Below are 14,229 nucleotides of genomic sequence, written 5' to 3'. Positions count from 1 at the left end.
CCGAGCCGGGCTCAATCGCATCACCCCGGCTCAAGTGTGCGGCCGTCCGGGCTTCACTTCACGCGGAACGTCGCGTGGCACGCCGAGCATCGCGCCGTGATCTGGGCGACGCCGCCCACCGCTTTCTCCCAACCCGCGGCATCCATCGGTTCGGAAATCTCGGCGGTCAGGCGGGCAAAATCGCCGGCGCTGCGATGGTAATCGAAGCCCATTTCCCTGAACTCCGGCGGCATGAAGCGCCCGATGCCCTTTCCCTTGCCGGTCGCCATTTCGCTGCTTGCGACCGATCCGGCTTCGCGGACCTTCCCCGCGGCCATGAGATGGATCACGTCGTTGAGCGCATTCATATGGGTGCGCATCTGCTCAAGGAAGCGCGCCTTGATGTCGGGCGGAAGGTCGATGGCAATTCGATTGTCATCGGCCCTCGCGGAGACTGCAAGAACGGAAAGCATGACGGCAGCCAGAACTGTTTTTCGCATTGTGTTATCCCGCTCGGGGATCTCCGCTTTGAGGCAAACGTCACCACCAGCAGATTCCGCCGCCGCGCGCAACCGGCAGGCCGCCGCCGCGACCGCGCGCCCAGATCGGGCGTAAACTGTCGTTCCTCAAAGCGAAGACCTTGTCGCCCGCCCTGATGGATTTGGCGATGTAGGCGCCCTTTGGCATGCGGTCCGTCCTGAACGCCTCGAACGAAATGTTTTGGCCCACGGAGAGCTGTTTCAGCTCGTCGCGAAGGGCGAACGTCGGGCCGAGATGCAAGTTGATCTTCGCATCCGGCATCTGCACGATGAGATGGGCGCCCTCGGCGGAGCGTCCCGTCGTCTTTTCGCACCGTCCGATCTTGATGGCCTCGATGGTGCCCGACATGGCTTCGACGGGAAGTTTCAGGCCCTGCCGCGCGACACCCGACGGCTCACCCGTTCCCTTTTGCGCGAGCGCGGGAGCAGCAATCGCCGCAAATCCGAAGAGCGTGGCTGAGATACAAATTGCAGTTCTGCTCATAACACCCTCCATCGGGGCAACCATCGAGCAAGAGCGCGTCTGGACGTAAACGCACGATAAAGCACAGAGCTAGAGCGCGCGCTTGAATCCATCAGAAGCGGATACGCTCTAACTACCTCCAGCGCTGACCGCCGCCTGGGTTTCTCAACACGGATCGACAATCGTGCGACAGCCTGCGCCAATTCGATTGAAGGCACGCGCGAACTTCGCCGCGCCCATGGTGCAGGCGATTGCAATGGCGGTTGATGTCGGCCGCGCACACCGTTGCGACCGGGCCGCGGCCATAGCGCTGGGCGAAGGCTGCATCCGCCGACATAAGCATGGCGGCAGCCGCTGCAAAAAGCGCGATGCGTTTCGTGATCATGATGTGTTCTCCTCACTTGCAAATCGAGTATGCGAGCCGCAGCATTACGGCTCGCTGAACTTCGATGTCAGCGAGTTGTCAGATTGAAATGGCAGATCCGTTGAGAGGGAGGCCGTGGGCGTAGCGCTGATGCGCCGAGACCGCTCAGCCGATCGCGGCTGGAGGGGGGCTGCTTGCCCGCAGCCGACTTCCGCCAGTCAAAGCAGCCGCATGTAGATTGCCGACCGTATTCGGCGGCTGGACTGAAGCGCGTCAGCGCTAAACTGTATCGCGGACGCGCTCCAGGTTCTTATCTAGGGGCGGGAGAACCGGTCTCCGCCAGTGCTCTGCCGCATACGTTGCTACACATCTTTCACCGCGACGACTTCGATCTCGACATGCGCGCCACCCGGAAGCGCCGTGATGCCGATGGTCGTGCGCGACGGATATGGCGCCGTGAAGTGCGTCTCATAGACGGCGTTCATGGCTGCGAAGTCGGTCATGTCGGTGAGGTAGACGTTCGATTTCACGACATTGTCGAGGGTCAGGCCCGCCTCTTTCAGCACGGCGGCGATCCCTTTCAGGATCTGGTCCGTCTCGGGGCCCGCGCCGCCCTCGACGAGCTTGTTCGTCGCCGGCTCGGTGCCGAGTTGGCCCGACAGGAAAAGCGTGTTACCCGCCCAGACGGCACGGGAATATGGCCCGAGCGCCTTTCCAAGGCCCGGTGCATCGATGATGGCGCGACGTGTCATGGCATCCTCCGAAATTTCCTGTTCCGGCCAAGGGATACACGAGCCAGCGGCGTCGGGGAAGCGGGTTCGCGCCGCCATCGCGGCCTTACGGCGCCGACAGATCGCGGAACTGCGCCACGGCGACGGTGAGTTTCGCGAGCGTCAGACCGCGCCCGGAGAGCACCTCGGCGAGCCCTTCGGCGACGCGGCTCACAGGCGCTTCGTTGCGGGCGCGCCATGTCGCGAAATCCGGGCGTCGCGTCGATTGCGCGAGGATGCTGCGGGCGAGCCGCCGTTGCGCCGAAGCGATGCCCGCGAGGCTCGCGTCCACGGCGAGACGGTTGAAATGGTCGCCGCCCGCGAGCGCCTCGGACGCCGCCGCGATGTCGTCCAGATGGAACGCGTCGCGGATGGCGAACACGACGCGCGCGGCGTCCTCGACCGGCGTTTCCATGTCCCCGGCGACGCGCACGATGTCGAGCGCCTGCGCCAGCGGTTCGAGCGCCGCGACCCGCCGGGCGAAATCGGGCGATAGGCCGATCTCGCGGAGGCGCGCCTCAGCCTCGCCGAGCCGCGCAACCGCCTTTTCCGGCAAGAGCGTCGCCATCTCGGCCGAAAGGGCTGCGATGCCTTGCGCGTAGGGCGCGATGCCCTGCTCCAGCCCGTCCCTGAAGCGGTGCTGGCGGAGGAAAAAGCCACTCTGCCGCCGTAGCAGATCGCGCACGAAGCGATACAGCCGAAGCTGTTCGACGCTATCGATCCGGCCGTCGAGTGCATCGAGCCCGGCGTGGATCGCGGACAGATCGTAAATCGCGCACACCGCCGCGAAGGCGCAGGCGACGGCCTCCGGCGACTGGCCGGTTTCATCCATCAGCCGCACGACGAAGGTCGGGCCGCCGCGATTGACGATGTCGTTCGCGAGGCTCGTCGCGATGATGGCGCGGCGCAGCGGATGGGCGTCGATTTCGGCGGCGAAACGCTCGCGCATGGCAGGCGGGAAATAGGCCGGGAGTTCGCGGGCGAGGAATGGATCGTCCAGCGCCTTTGTCTTCACGAGGTCGTCTTCGAGCACGATCTTCGCGTAGGCGAGCAGCACGGCGAGCTCGGGCCGCGTCAGCGGCTTCCCCTGCGTCGCGCGCTCGGCAAGGTGAGCGTCGGTCGGCAGCGCTTCCACGGCGCGGTTGAGGCGGCCTTCCTTCACGAGGCGCTGGATGAGACGCTGCTGGAAGCCGAGTTCGGCAAGCCCGTCGCTTTCGGCGACGCTGAGCGCGAGCGTTTGCAGATAGTTGTTGCGCAACACGGCGGCGGCGACATCATCGGTCATCGCGGCGAGGATCGCGTTGCGCTCCGGCGTGTCGATCCTGCCTTCCGCGACTGCACGACTGAGCGCAATCTTGATGTTCACCTCGACGTCGGAGGTGTTCACGCCCGCCGAGTTGTCGATGGCGTCGGTGTTGATGCGACCACCTGCGAGCGCAAACTCGATGCGCCCGCGCTGCGTCACGCCGAGGTTCGCGCCCTCGCCAATCACCTTCGCGCGAAGCTCGTTCGCCGCCGCGCGGATCGCGTCGTTCGCCTTATCGCCGGCTTGCGCGTCCGTTTCGGTGCTGGCGCGCACATAGGTGCCGATGCCGCCGAACCAGAGCAGATCAACATCCGCGCGAAGGATCGCAGCCATCACATCTTGCGGCGTGGCCTGCGCGCCGACGCCCAGCAGCTTCTGCGCGGCGTCCGAAAGCGCGATAGACTTCTCCTTGCGGCTATAGACGCCGCCGTCCGCCGAAATCTTCGCGCGGTCGTAATCCTGCCAGCTCGACCGCGGGCGCTCGAACAGGCGCTTTCGCTCCTCGAAGCTCGTCCCGGTGTCCGGGTCGGGATCTATGAAGATGTCGCGGTGATCGAAGGCGGCGACGAGGCGGATCTTTCGCGACAACAGCATGCCGTTGCCGAACACGTCGCCCGACATATCGCCCACGCCCGCCACCGTGAACGGCGTCGTCTGGATATCGACGTTCATCTCGCGGAAATGACGCTTCACCGCCTCCCACGCGCCGCGCGCCGTGATGCCCATCTTCTTATGGTCGTAGCCCGCCGAGCCGCCGCTCGCGAACGCGTCGCCGAGCCAGAAGCCGCGCTTCGTGGCGATCTCGTTCGCGAAGTCGGAGAAGGTGGCGGTGCCCTTGTCGGCGGCCACGACGAGATAGGGGTCGTCGCCATCGCGGCGCACGGTATCGGCGGGCGGCACGATCTCGCCTTTCACGAGGTTGTCGGTGAGCGACAGGAGGCTCGAAACGAAGCCCTCATAGGCCGCCACGCCCTCGTCATAGGTCGCGTCGCGGTTTGCCCCGGCCGACGCACGCGGCACGAAGCCGCCCTTCGCGCCCTGCGGCACGATGACTGCGTTCTTCACCTGCTGAGCCTTGGCGAGGCCGAGAATTTCGGTGCGAAAATCCTGCGGGCGGTTCGACCAGCGAAGCCCGCCGCGCGCGATGGATCCGCCGCGAAGATGCACGCCCTCGAAGCGCGGCGAAGAGACGAAAATTTCGGCATAAGGCTTCGGCGCGGGCAGCCATTCGATGTCGCGGCTTCTGAGCTTGAACGCGATGGCCTCGGGCGGCATGCCGTCCGCGCTCCGCTGATAGAAATTCGTGCGCAGCGTGGCGCCGATGAGCGACGCGAGTTGCCTCAGAATGCGGTCGTCGTCCATCGAAGGGATCGCGTCGAGCGCGGCGAAGATACGCTCTGCAATGGCCAGCCGCGCGGCCTCCCGCTCTGCATCGCTTCCCTTTGCGGGATCGAACATCGCCTCAAACAAGCGAAACAGGTCGGCGGCGATTACACCATGCTTGACGAGCGTCTCCGCAACATAAGCGGCGCTGTAGGTCGCCCCCGTCTGGCGGTAATAGGCCGCGTAGGCGCGGATCAGCGCCGCCTGCCGCCAGTCGAGGCCCGCCGCGAGGATCAGCCCGTTGAAGCGGTCGTTCGGCACGGCATCCGCCCACACGGCGAGGAAGCCGTCCTCCAGCGCCTCGCGCCGCTCGCAAAACGTCGCCGCGTCGCCCTCGCGCAGGCGGAGGTCGATGTCGTGCAGATAGAACCGCCGCGCGCCGCCGTTGGCCTTCGGCGTAAGAAGATAGGTGCGCTCCGAAATCACGTCGAAGCCGAGATTTTCGAGGATCGGCACGCGCCGCGAAAGCGTCAGCGGCTCGTCGAGCTGTTGCAGCGTCGCCCGCACGGCATCGGGTTCAGCGTCGCCCGCGCGGTAGAGGTCGATGCCGGTCCGATGGCGTTCGTTAAGCTTTTCGAAGCGCTCTATGTCCTTCAGGGCGCGCTCGGCGTCGTTTCGCTCCTGATAGCCCGCCGGAAACGCATCGCGATATTTCTCTATCAGCGCCTGCCCGTCGCCGCCGCGCTCGGCGAGCACACGCGCGGAAAAACGATCCGCCCAGGTGGTGATGATGTCCTCGACCTTCGCTTCCAGTTCGCGCTCGTCGGGATCGAGAAGATCGCCGCCCGCTTTCCAGATTTCGACCTGAAGGCGAACCATCGCGCTTTCGGGATAATAAGGCGTCGTCTGCTCGAAGCGCCCGTCGAAGGATTCCGCGAGCATGGCTTCGATGCGCTCTCGGACGCTCGTGTTGTGCTTCTCGCGCGGCACGTAGACGAGCACCGTGACGAAGCGACGGAACTCGTCGCGGCGGACAAGCACGCGCGGGCGGGGCGCAAGCTCGGTCTTGAGGATTTCCTCGGAGATGGTGGAGAGCCGCTCGGGCGATATCTGGAAAAGCTCTTCGCGGGGGAAAGTCTCAAGGACGTTCATGAGCGCTCGGCCGGAGTGGCTCTCGGCCGGGTGGCGCGAGCGCTGAAGCACCTTCTTCACCGTGCGGCGGAGGATGGGGACATTGTTGACAGGAAGGTTGTAGGCGGTGGCGGTAAAAAGCCCCGCGAAGACGATCTGTCCGGTCACCCGGCGCTCGGCGTCGTGCAACTTCACCGCTATGGCGTCCATGTGAACGCGGCGATGCACGGTCGATTTCGCGTTCGCCTTGATGACCACCACCGGCGGCGCGTTAAGATAATAGGTGCGGCTTTCGGGCGTCAGCACGCGGGTCGGCTCGACGCGCAGCACGATGCGCTCGGGATCGCGCAGGAGGCCGAGGCTTCGCTTCGTCTGCGGGATCAGTTCGCCGCCTTTCGCGTCGTAGGCAAACTCGCGAACGCCGAGAAATATGAAATTATCCACGGCGATCCAGCGCAGGAAATCGATCCCCTCGGCGTTCGTCTGCGGCGACGCGGGCGGCGGGTTCTGCTCGATATCGGCGATCGCGGCGTGGAGGCGGTTCGTCATGGCGTGGAAGTCGCCGACCACGAGGGCCGTATCGCCAATCACGCGCCGAAGCGCCCGGTCGATGGTTTCGAACGACGGCGCGATGCCGGGCCTCGGGATCTCCAGGTGTATGACGCTTTCGCGGGCGTGGCCGTTCGGCTCGGGCGCGGCGGGCGCGAGCGCGGTCAGCAGGCCGTTGCCGTCCCGCTCGACCTCGAAGATCGGATGCGCGACCACGAAGGGGATAAGGCCAAGCTCGCGCAACTCGCCCAGCACCGAATCGAGCAGGAACGGCATGTCGTCGTTCGCGATATCGATGACGATGTGCTCTCCCTCATGCGAGGTATGGGACCGGATCGAAATCTCCGGCGCGGGCGAATGGCGGCGACACAGGTTTGCGAAGGCCTCGGCCGCGAGTGTCGTGAACGCGGCGGCTTGCCCCGACGCGAGATCGGAGCAACCCGATTCAGCCACAAGCTGCGCGGCGAAGCGGGAGGCCAGATCGTCCGTTGCGTTCGGATGGGGGCATGCCAGGACCGAAGAACCTGCGCCCGTTCGGTCTGCCTTTTGAGCCATCGAAGTCTCCATGCATGAAATCAGACCGCGCGGGGCTTGCAGGAAGCCGACCACAGTTTGATTTTTCGCAAATTTCCTGACGGCGATGCGATTGCCTGCGCCGCGCTCACCTTACATCGGCGGCGACACGGCCCTTTCCAATGGCTGAGCGGAGTCCGCGTTCCCTACTGCCCGAGAATGGCGTGCGCGGCGAAAAAGGCAGCCTCGGCGGCGAGAAGCCCGACTGCGAGCCTGCGCCCGGACAGCCAGAAGGCGACGAGCCCGGTGCCGAACGCGATAAAACGCACGGCATCGCCGACGCCCGCGAGCGCCCCCGTCGGCGACAGCAGCATGCGCGCGATGAGCGCCGCGACCAGCGCCGTCGACACGTCCTTCACCCAAAGGATGACCGCGCTTTCCGGGTCGACGCCGCGAGACAGGAGCACACCCGCGAAGCGCCAGATGTCGCTCGCCGCCGTCCCCATGATGGCAAATGAAAGCCATATCCATATGCTGTCGTGCATCGCGGCGGCCTCAGGCTTTCTCGGCGCGCGACGCCAATTTGCGCCGGAACAGCAGGAACGAGACGGTTCCGCCGACAAGCCCGCTCAGCACGAGGTCGAGGCTCGGCGTGAGCCACATGAAAAACGGCGCCATTCCGAAGCCGATGAGGATCGGCGCGAAGTCGGCGGCGGCGCGGGCGTTGGCGGACAAGCCCATGAAGAAATAGACCGGCGTGAGGAAGATCAGCGATGCGGCCACGATGGGCGGCAGCCGGTCCGCGATGAGATAGCCCGCGACGGTGCCGAGCGTGCTCACGCCGACCAGCATCGTGGTGAGGCCGAAGTAGAACGGCAGCCGCAGCCCGCGCGGGAGGAACGGCACGCGGCGCATGCTCTCGATCCACAGCGTCACCGATACAAAATGCGAGGCGAGGTAATCGACTGGCCGCGTCTCGCGTCCGCCGCGCAGATAGGGCACGAGCGCGATGGTCATCGGCAGCAGGCGCACGCCGGTGAGTGAAACCGCCAGCGCGGCCGTCCACAGCGGCATGTCGCGCCCGATCTGGTCGACGAGCGTCACCTGTCCCGGCAGCGCGTACATGAAGATCGTGGTGTAGAGCGCGAAGGCGAGGCTGACGCCGTTGCCGTGGCACAAGACGCCGAAACCGATGAACGACAGGCAAAGCACAGCGGCGGGCGCGCGGGCCGCATCGCGAAACGCCATGCGGAAGCCGGCTTCAGTGCGTGTCATGAGAGGGAAAACTCGCGGTCGCGGCTATGGGGAGCGCGACGTGTTCAGAAAGAAAAAGCAAGATAGCCTCGAAGAAAACGGCCGGATGCGGCCAACCGAACCGAACTGTGGAGCTTTATCGCTTCGATGGCATGCGTTTTCGACATCCGGGGCGACAAAGAAAACGCGTCAGGTCAGGAGCTGGAAGGTTGAATCGCAAGTGCTTGACGCAACCCCTCTGAATGATTTGAGCGGATGGCTGATGAAAGGCGCGAAGCTTGCCTCCCCGGGAAGCTTGTAGGTGGGCTTAAACGCCGATGGCGAGGCGCGCCTGTCGCTTGAGAATGATCAAAAGCGATAACACTCTCTTAGAACGGGCCATGAGGCGCGGTGCCGACAAGTGGGCCACTCTCAGGCCGGCTCGCCGACGCTGCGGTTGCTGTCCGCGCTGGCGGTCGTACGCCCGGAGGGCAGCATACGCAGCCTTTCATATCGTTCCATAAATACCTTGTGATTTTTCCTTTTCGACGCGGCGCTTATATTCATCTCCAGAGGCTACGGGACATAAACCCTTGGCGAACATGTTGAAGGAGACTTCATATGGCTAAGCTTAATTTCACCGAATGGGCAGCGATTGCATTGGCCACGGGACTTACGTTGATACCGTTAGTTCCGTATGCTGGCTGATAAACCGTCTAGACTTCCCCAAGCCTACAAGAGTTGAGCAACTCCACAAGGCCGTAGAGCGAACGCTCTGCGGCCTTCGTGATTCTGGGCGTCCGATTTGTTTAACTGGCGACCCGGTTCTCGCCAATAAACGCGCACCGCAAGACGCGCACGCACCCCATAACCGTCTCAAAAGTAAAAAGGCCGGGCGCTGAACAAGCGCACCGGCGTTGAAATTCGGTCGCCGCACGAACCCGCGGCGACCTTTTAATTTACCGCGCAGCTCAGGCGGCACCCTTCGGCAGCAGCGCCGGGCCATCGCCCTCGCTTGCCTCGGCGTCTTCCGCCTTGACCACCGGCGGCTTCGCCTCGATGACCTCGAAGGCGAGCTGCTTCTGCCCGTCCTTCTCCTCGACCACCACGCGCACCGTACCGCCGCCTTCGAGCTTGCCGAACAGCAGTTCCTCGGCCAGCGGCTTCTTGATGCTCTCCTGAATGACGCGGGCGAGCGGGCGTGCGCCATACATTTCGTCGTAGCCGTGATCGGCGAGCCATTCCATCGCTTCCGGCGTCAGTTCGATGATCACATTGCGATCCGCGAGCTGCGCTTCGAGCTGGAAGATGAACTTCTCGACCACTCTGCCGATCATCTCGCGCGAGAGGCGAGCGAACGGGATCACGGCGTCGAGGCGGTTGCGGAACTCCGGCGAGAACATGCGTTTGATCGCCTCCTCGTCTTCGCCGACGCGCTGCTGGCTGCCGAAGCCGATGGCGGGCTTCGCCATGTCGGCCGCGCCCGCGTTCGTGGTCATGATGAGCACGACGTTGCGGAAATCGACCTGCTTGCCGTTATGGTCGGTGAGCTTGCCGTGATCCATGACCTGAAGCAGCACGTTGAACAGGTCCGGGTGCGCCTTCTCGATCTCGTCGAGGAGAAGCACGCAATGCGGGTTCTGGTCCACGCCATCGGTCAACAGGCCGCCCTGATCGAAGCCGACATAGCCCGGAGGCGCGCCGATGAGCCGCGAGACGGTGTGCCGCTCCATATACTCCGACATGTCGAAGCGCAGGATCTGCACGCCGAGCAGGCTCGCGAGCTGGCGGGCCACTTCCGTCTTGCCGACACCGGTGGGGCCGGAGAACAGGTACGAGCCGATTGGCTTCTCCGCATCGCGAAGGCCCGCGCGGGCGAGCTTGATCGCGGCGGAAAGCGCATGGATCGCCTGATCCTGACCGAACACGACGCGCCTCAGATCGCCTTCGAGGTTGCGCAGCAGCTCCGTGTCCGTCTTCGACACCGTCTTCGGCGGGATGCGCGCCATGGTGGCAACGGTCGCCTCGACTTCCTTCACGCCGATGGTGCGCTTCCGCTTCGAGGGCGCCAACAGCATCTGCGACGCGCCCGTTTCGTCGATCACGTCGATCGCCTTGTCGGGGAGCTTCCGATCGTGGATGTACTTCGCGGAAAGCTCCACCGCCGCCTTGATCGCCTGGTTCGTGTACTTAATGTTGTGGAAGTCCTCGAAATAGGGCTTCAGCCCCTTCATGATTTCGATTGCATCCTCAACTGTCGGCTCGGCGACGTCGATCTTCTGGAAGCGCCGCACCAGCGCGCGGTCCTTCTCGAAGTGCTGGCGATATTCCTTGTAAGTGGTCGAACCGATGCAGCGCAGCACGCCGGATTGCAGCGCGGGCTTCAAGAGGTTCGACGCGTCCATCGCGCCGCCCGAGGTTGCGCCCGCACCGATCACGGTGTGGATCTCGTCGATGAACAGGATCGCGCCGGGATAGGCTTCGATCTCCTTCATCACCGCCTTGAGACGCTCCTCGAAGTCGCCACGGTAGCGCGTGCCAGCGAGCAGCGTGCCCATGTCAAGCGAGAAAACCGTCGCGTTGGCGAGCACCTGCGGCACCTCGCCGCGCACGATCTTGCGCGCCAGGCCTTCCGCGATTGCCGTCTTGCCAACGCCCGGATCGCCCACATAGAGCGGGTTGTTCTTCGACCGGCGGCAGAGCACCTGAATCGTGCGCTCGATCTCCTTGTCGCGGCCGATCAGCGGATCGATGCGGCCGTCCTTCGCCTTCTGGTTGAGGTTGACGCAATAGGCTTCGAGCGCATCCGTCGAGCGCTTCTTTTCTTCCGCGCCGTCGACCGTGGTGGCGTCGTCCTCAACGCCCCGCACGCCGCGCGGCTCGGACATGCCGGCACGCTTCGAAATGCCGTGGCTGATGAAGTTCACGGCGTCGAACCGCGTCATGTCCTGCTCCTGCAGGAAATATGCGGCGTTGCTCTCGCGCTCGGCGAAGACCGCGACGAGCACGTTCGCGCCCGTCACTTCCTCGCGGCCCGAGGATTGGACATGCACCACAGCGCGATGAATCACGCGCTGAAAACTAGCGGTTGGCTGCGCCTCGCCATCCTGGTCAAGGACGAGGTTGTTCAGCTCCTTGTCGAGAAATTCCGTGAGTTTGGCACGAAGCCGCTCCACATCGACGTTGCAGGCTCTAAGGACAGAAGACGCGTCGCGGTCATCCAGCAGCGAAAGGAGCAGGTGTTCCAGCGTTGCGTATTCGTGATGCCGCTCGTTGGCGTATTCGATAGCGCGATGGAGCGACTCTTCCAGGCTGTTTGAGAATGATGGCACTGCCGCACCTACTCCTTTTCCATAGTGCACTGAAGGGGATGCTGATGCTGGCGCGCGAAATTCATCACCTGAGTGACTTTCGTCTCAGCAACTTCATAGGTGTACACACCGCAGATACCGACGCCCTTCTGGTGTACATGCATCATGATGAGCGTTGCCTCCTCATGAGGTTTGTTGAAAAACCGCTCAAGCACGTAGACGACGAATTCCATCGGCGTGTAGTCGTCGTTGAGGAGGAGAACCTTGTAGAGGCTGGGACGTTTCGTCTTGGGACGAGTTTTTGTTACGGCACCTGTTTTCAGGCCGTTATCGTCCTTGAAACCGTTATTGCCCGCCATCGCAGCAACCATTCGAGACCCTATCGGAAGCCTGAACGTTTCAAGCGTCTGCCACACTGCCTGACGCCTCCAGATCGTACGCGGAAACGAGGCCATCACCTTGCATCATCCCGTTTATCGGTTTCCCCTGTCAAGGCCTCCGAAGCGCCGCGCCTCATCGAATATATGTGCGCATTTACACATTGAAAGGGTTCCACCTCATCCATCACGCAGCGGTGTTTCCAAACTCCCAAGAATGCACTCGGCCAGATCGAAATGCTACGTCTCACCTCGGTGATGGGTAAGACCGAATTAATACCCGCACAGGTATAGCAGCTTGAGCGGACAACCTTGCATTGAGGTTGATCGCCCGCGCGACGCCTTGACGCGGCGCCTTGCTGACGACACGTTTCTGGGGTTTTACACCGCCGTGATCCGACATTTGCGTTTTCAATTTCCGTGGCGAAATAGGTACTTGGCACCGAAAAGCCGGGTGCCGAAAGGCGTGGCTCCGAAAGGCAGCGGCGAAAATCCATTCGCTCGGGAAAGCATCGGTCCGCGCGCGTCGGCGGCCACGGTGGCATTGTTTCTCTGCGCAATGGCCGCCCTCTTCCTGCTCGCCGTCTCCAGTCCCGCCGAGGCTCGCCGCAGGGCCTCGCATGCGCAGTCCTATTCCACGGCCAGTTCTGCGATGGTGGTCGATTTCCACACCGGCCGCATCCTCATTTCCAGGAACGCCACCGATCCGCGCTTTCCCGCGTCCGTCACCAAGGTCATGACGCTTTACCTGCTTTTCGACGCGCTTCGCGACGGCAAGCTCAACATGAACACCAAACTGCGCGTTTCGGCCTACGCCGCGTCGCAGTCGCCGACGAAGCTCGGCCTCGATGCTGGCGACACGATCACGGTTTCCGACGTCATCGGCGCCATCGTGACGAAGTCGGCGAACGACATGGCCGTGGTGGTTGCCGAAGCGCTGGCAGGCTCCGAGGAAGAATTCGCCCGCCGCATGACGCAGAAGGCGCGCACCATCGGCATGCTCAACACGACGTTCCGAAACGCGTCCGGGCTGCCGAATTCCGAGCAGCGGACCACAGCGCAGGATCTCGTCATTCTGGCCCGCTCGGTGATAACAGACCACCCCGAGCGCTCCCGCGTCTTCTCGACGAAATATTTCCAGTACGACGGCGAGATCTACCGTAACCACAACACCATGCTGTTCTCCTACGAGGGCATGGAGGGCATGAAGACCGGCTTCACCTCGGCGTCGGGATTCAACCTGCTGGCCACGGCGCGGCGCGGCGAGAAGCGGCTCATCGCGGTGGTGCTTGGCGGATCGTCAGCGCGTGTGCGCAACGCCGCCATGCGCAACATCCTCGACGCCTCATGGTCGAAAGCCATGACGCTCACCGCCGCGAAGAAAGCGGGCGCGCTCGTGTCGTCTTTCGCCCCAAAGCAATTCGCCCAGGCCGCACCCGAAAAGCCATCGGCGGCGGATCGCAAGAGCGAGAGCCGCGCCACGGCTGAGCCGCGCCAGGTCGCGTCCGCCGAAGCCACCGCGAAGGATCCCGCTCCGGCAGCGGCACCGCAGGCGGGCGGCACGGCTCATCTGCGCCGCGTGTCGCGCTTGCCCGCCGGCGCATTGCAGCTCAAGCGCAAACCCGACGCTACGTCGAATGCGATCCTGTTCTCGTCGCTGGAAAACGGCCTCGCCGTGCGTGCCACCCGTGAGCCTGACGCATCGTCCGACGACACCTCGACGGACGAGCCCGAAGAGGCGACGGGCCGCGCCATGGTCGATCGGGGCGCGACAGCCTCGGGGGCGAAGCAGGTGGCTGTCACCATGACGTTCCCCGACCCCGGCGAAGCGCAGCCGAAAAACATGTCTGTCCATAACAAGACGGTCCGACTTCCCGAGGTCGCGCCGCTTGCAGCCGCCGCCGTTGAAGCGGACGGAGAAACGGCCGAAGCGGTCGCTACCGACAGATCGCCCCGGCTCACCGGTGTTCACGTCACGCTTGCGTCGAATGCCGCGCCGGAACCCCGGACCATCGCCACGGCTGAAGCCGGCGCCTCACGCGAGGTGGTCGATCAGCCCGGCCCATATCATGTGCAGGTGGGCGCGTTCCCCGACCACTCACAGGCGCAGCTCCGGCTCGAAAGCGTGCGTCAGACGCTCGGCCCGGCCTTCTGCAAATCCCATCCCGATTTCATCATGCCGGTCTCGCTTTCGAGCGGCGCGACGATGTTCCGCGTCCGGCTCGCGCGCTTCGACAACGAAGCGCAGGCGAAATCGGTCTGCCAGAAGCTCAAGCGGTCCGGCATCGAGTGCATGAACGTCCGCGCGCCATAAGCCGCCCTGCGCTTTTCTGTTTCACACATTCGCTGAAATGCCGCGAGGCGGCGACCT

The 14,229-nt window shown here is 63.9% G+C and carries 11 protein-coding genes; 2 read left to right on the top strand and 9 right to left on the bottom strand.

What is annotated here, in order from left to right:
• Positions 1 to 53: 53 nt before the first annotated feature.
• From RVAN_RS01760 to RVAN_RS01750, 3 genes are all read right to left on the bottom strand, one after another.
• On the bottom strand, positions 54 to 551 hold the full coding sequence (locus tag RVAN_RS01760) for a hypothetical protein (RefSeq protein ID WP_245258020.1): 498 nt from the start codon (positions 549 to 551) through the stop codon (positions 54 to 56).
• Positions 520 to 1,002 (bottom strand): hypothetical protein, encoded by a 483-nt coding sequence (locus tag RVAN_RS01755; RefSeq protein ID WP_013418046.1) that lies wholly within the window; start codon positions 1,000 to 1,002, stop codon positions 520 to 522. The genes RVAN_RS01760 and RVAN_RS01755 overlap by 32 nt, the downstream gene beginning before the upstream one ends.
• A 112-nt stretch (positions 1,003 to 1,114) precedes the next feature.
• Positions 1,115 to 1,318 (bottom strand): cysteine rich repeat-containing protein, encoded by a 204-nt coding sequence (locus RVAN_RS01750; RefSeq protein ID WP_245258090.1) that lies wholly within the window; start codon positions 1,316 to 1,318, stop codon positions 1,115 to 1,117.
• On the opposite strand from RVAN_RS01750, the gene RVAN_RS20715 reads away from it, so the two are divergent.
• Complete coding sequence (locus RVAN_RS20715) at positions 1,238 to 1,453, top strand: hypothetical protein (RefSeq protein WP_245258093.1); 216 nt, start codon at positions 1,238 to 1,240, stop codon at positions 1,451 to 1,453. The two genes, RVAN_RS01750 and RVAN_RS20715, sit on opposite strands and share 81 nt — an antisense overlap.
• A 254-nt stretch (positions 1,454 to 1,707) precedes the next feature.
• Here RVAN_RS20715 and RVAN_RS01745 read toward each other — a convergent pair whose 3' ends face one another.
• The 6 genes from RVAN_RS01745 to clpS all read right to left on the bottom strand — a co-directional run bounded on the left by RVAN_RS01745 (position 1,708) and on the right by clpS (position 11,840).
• Positions 1,708 to 2,097 (bottom strand): Rid family detoxifying hydrolase, encoded by a 390-nt coding sequence (locus RVAN_RS01745; protein WP_013418044.1) that lies wholly within the window; start codon positions 2,095 to 2,097, stop codon positions 1,708 to 1,710.
• Positions 2,098 to 2,182: 85 nt separating this feature from the next.
• A complete protein-coding gene (locus tag RVAN_RS01740) occupies positions 2,183 to 6,979 on the bottom strand; it encodes an NAD-glutamate dehydrogenase (protein WP_013418043.1) in 4,797 nt (1,598 codons plus the stop codon).
• A gap of 164 nt (positions 6,980 to 7,143) precedes the next feature.
• Positions 7,144 to 7,482 (bottom strand): AzlD domain-containing protein, encoded by a 339-nt coding sequence (locus RVAN_RS01735; RefSeq protein WP_013418042.1) that lies wholly within the window; start codon positions 7,480 to 7,482, stop codon positions 7,144 to 7,146.
• A gap of 10 nt (positions 7,483 to 7,492) precedes the next feature.
• A complete protein-coding gene (locus RVAN_RS01730; protein WP_013418041.1) occupies positions 7,493 to 8,212 on the bottom strand; it encodes an AzlC family ABC transporter permease in 720 nt (239 codons plus the stop codon).
• Between the two features lie 929 nt (positions 8,213 to 9,141).
• Positions 9,142 to 11,502, bottom strand: coding sequence for an ATP-dependent Clp protease ATP-binding subunit ClpA (clpA, locus tag RVAN_RS01725; protein ID WP_013418040.1), 2,361 nt, complete (start codon positions 11,500 to 11,502; stop codon positions 9,142 to 9,144).
• A gap of 8 nt (positions 11,503 to 11,510) precedes the next feature.
• On the bottom strand, positions 11,511 to 11,840 hold the full coding sequence (clpS, locus tag RVAN_RS01720; protein WP_037233862.1) for an ATP-dependent Clp protease adapter ClpS: 330 nt from the start codon (positions 11,838 to 11,840) through the stop codon (positions 11,511 to 11,513).
• A gap of 577 nt (positions 11,841 to 12,417) precedes the next feature.
• Here clpS and RVAN_RS01715 point away from each other — a divergent pair.
• The gene (locus tag RVAN_RS01715) at positions 12,418 to 14,172 is read left to right on the top strand and encodes an SPOR domain-containing protein (protein ID WP_013418038.1); all 1,755 of its coding nucleotides are present in this window, start codon (positions 12,418 to 12,420) and stop codon (positions 14,170 to 14,172) included.
• Positions 14,173 to 14,229: the final 57 nt, after the last annotated feature.

This window comes from Rhodomicrobium vannielii ATCC 17100 (genome assembly GCF_000166055.1).
Lineage (GTDB): Bacteria > Pseudomonadota > Alphaproteobacteria > Rhizobiales > Rhodomicrobiaceae > Rhodomicrobium > Rhodomicrobium vannielii.
This window is presented reverse-complemented; position numbering and strand designations above follow the sequence as displayed.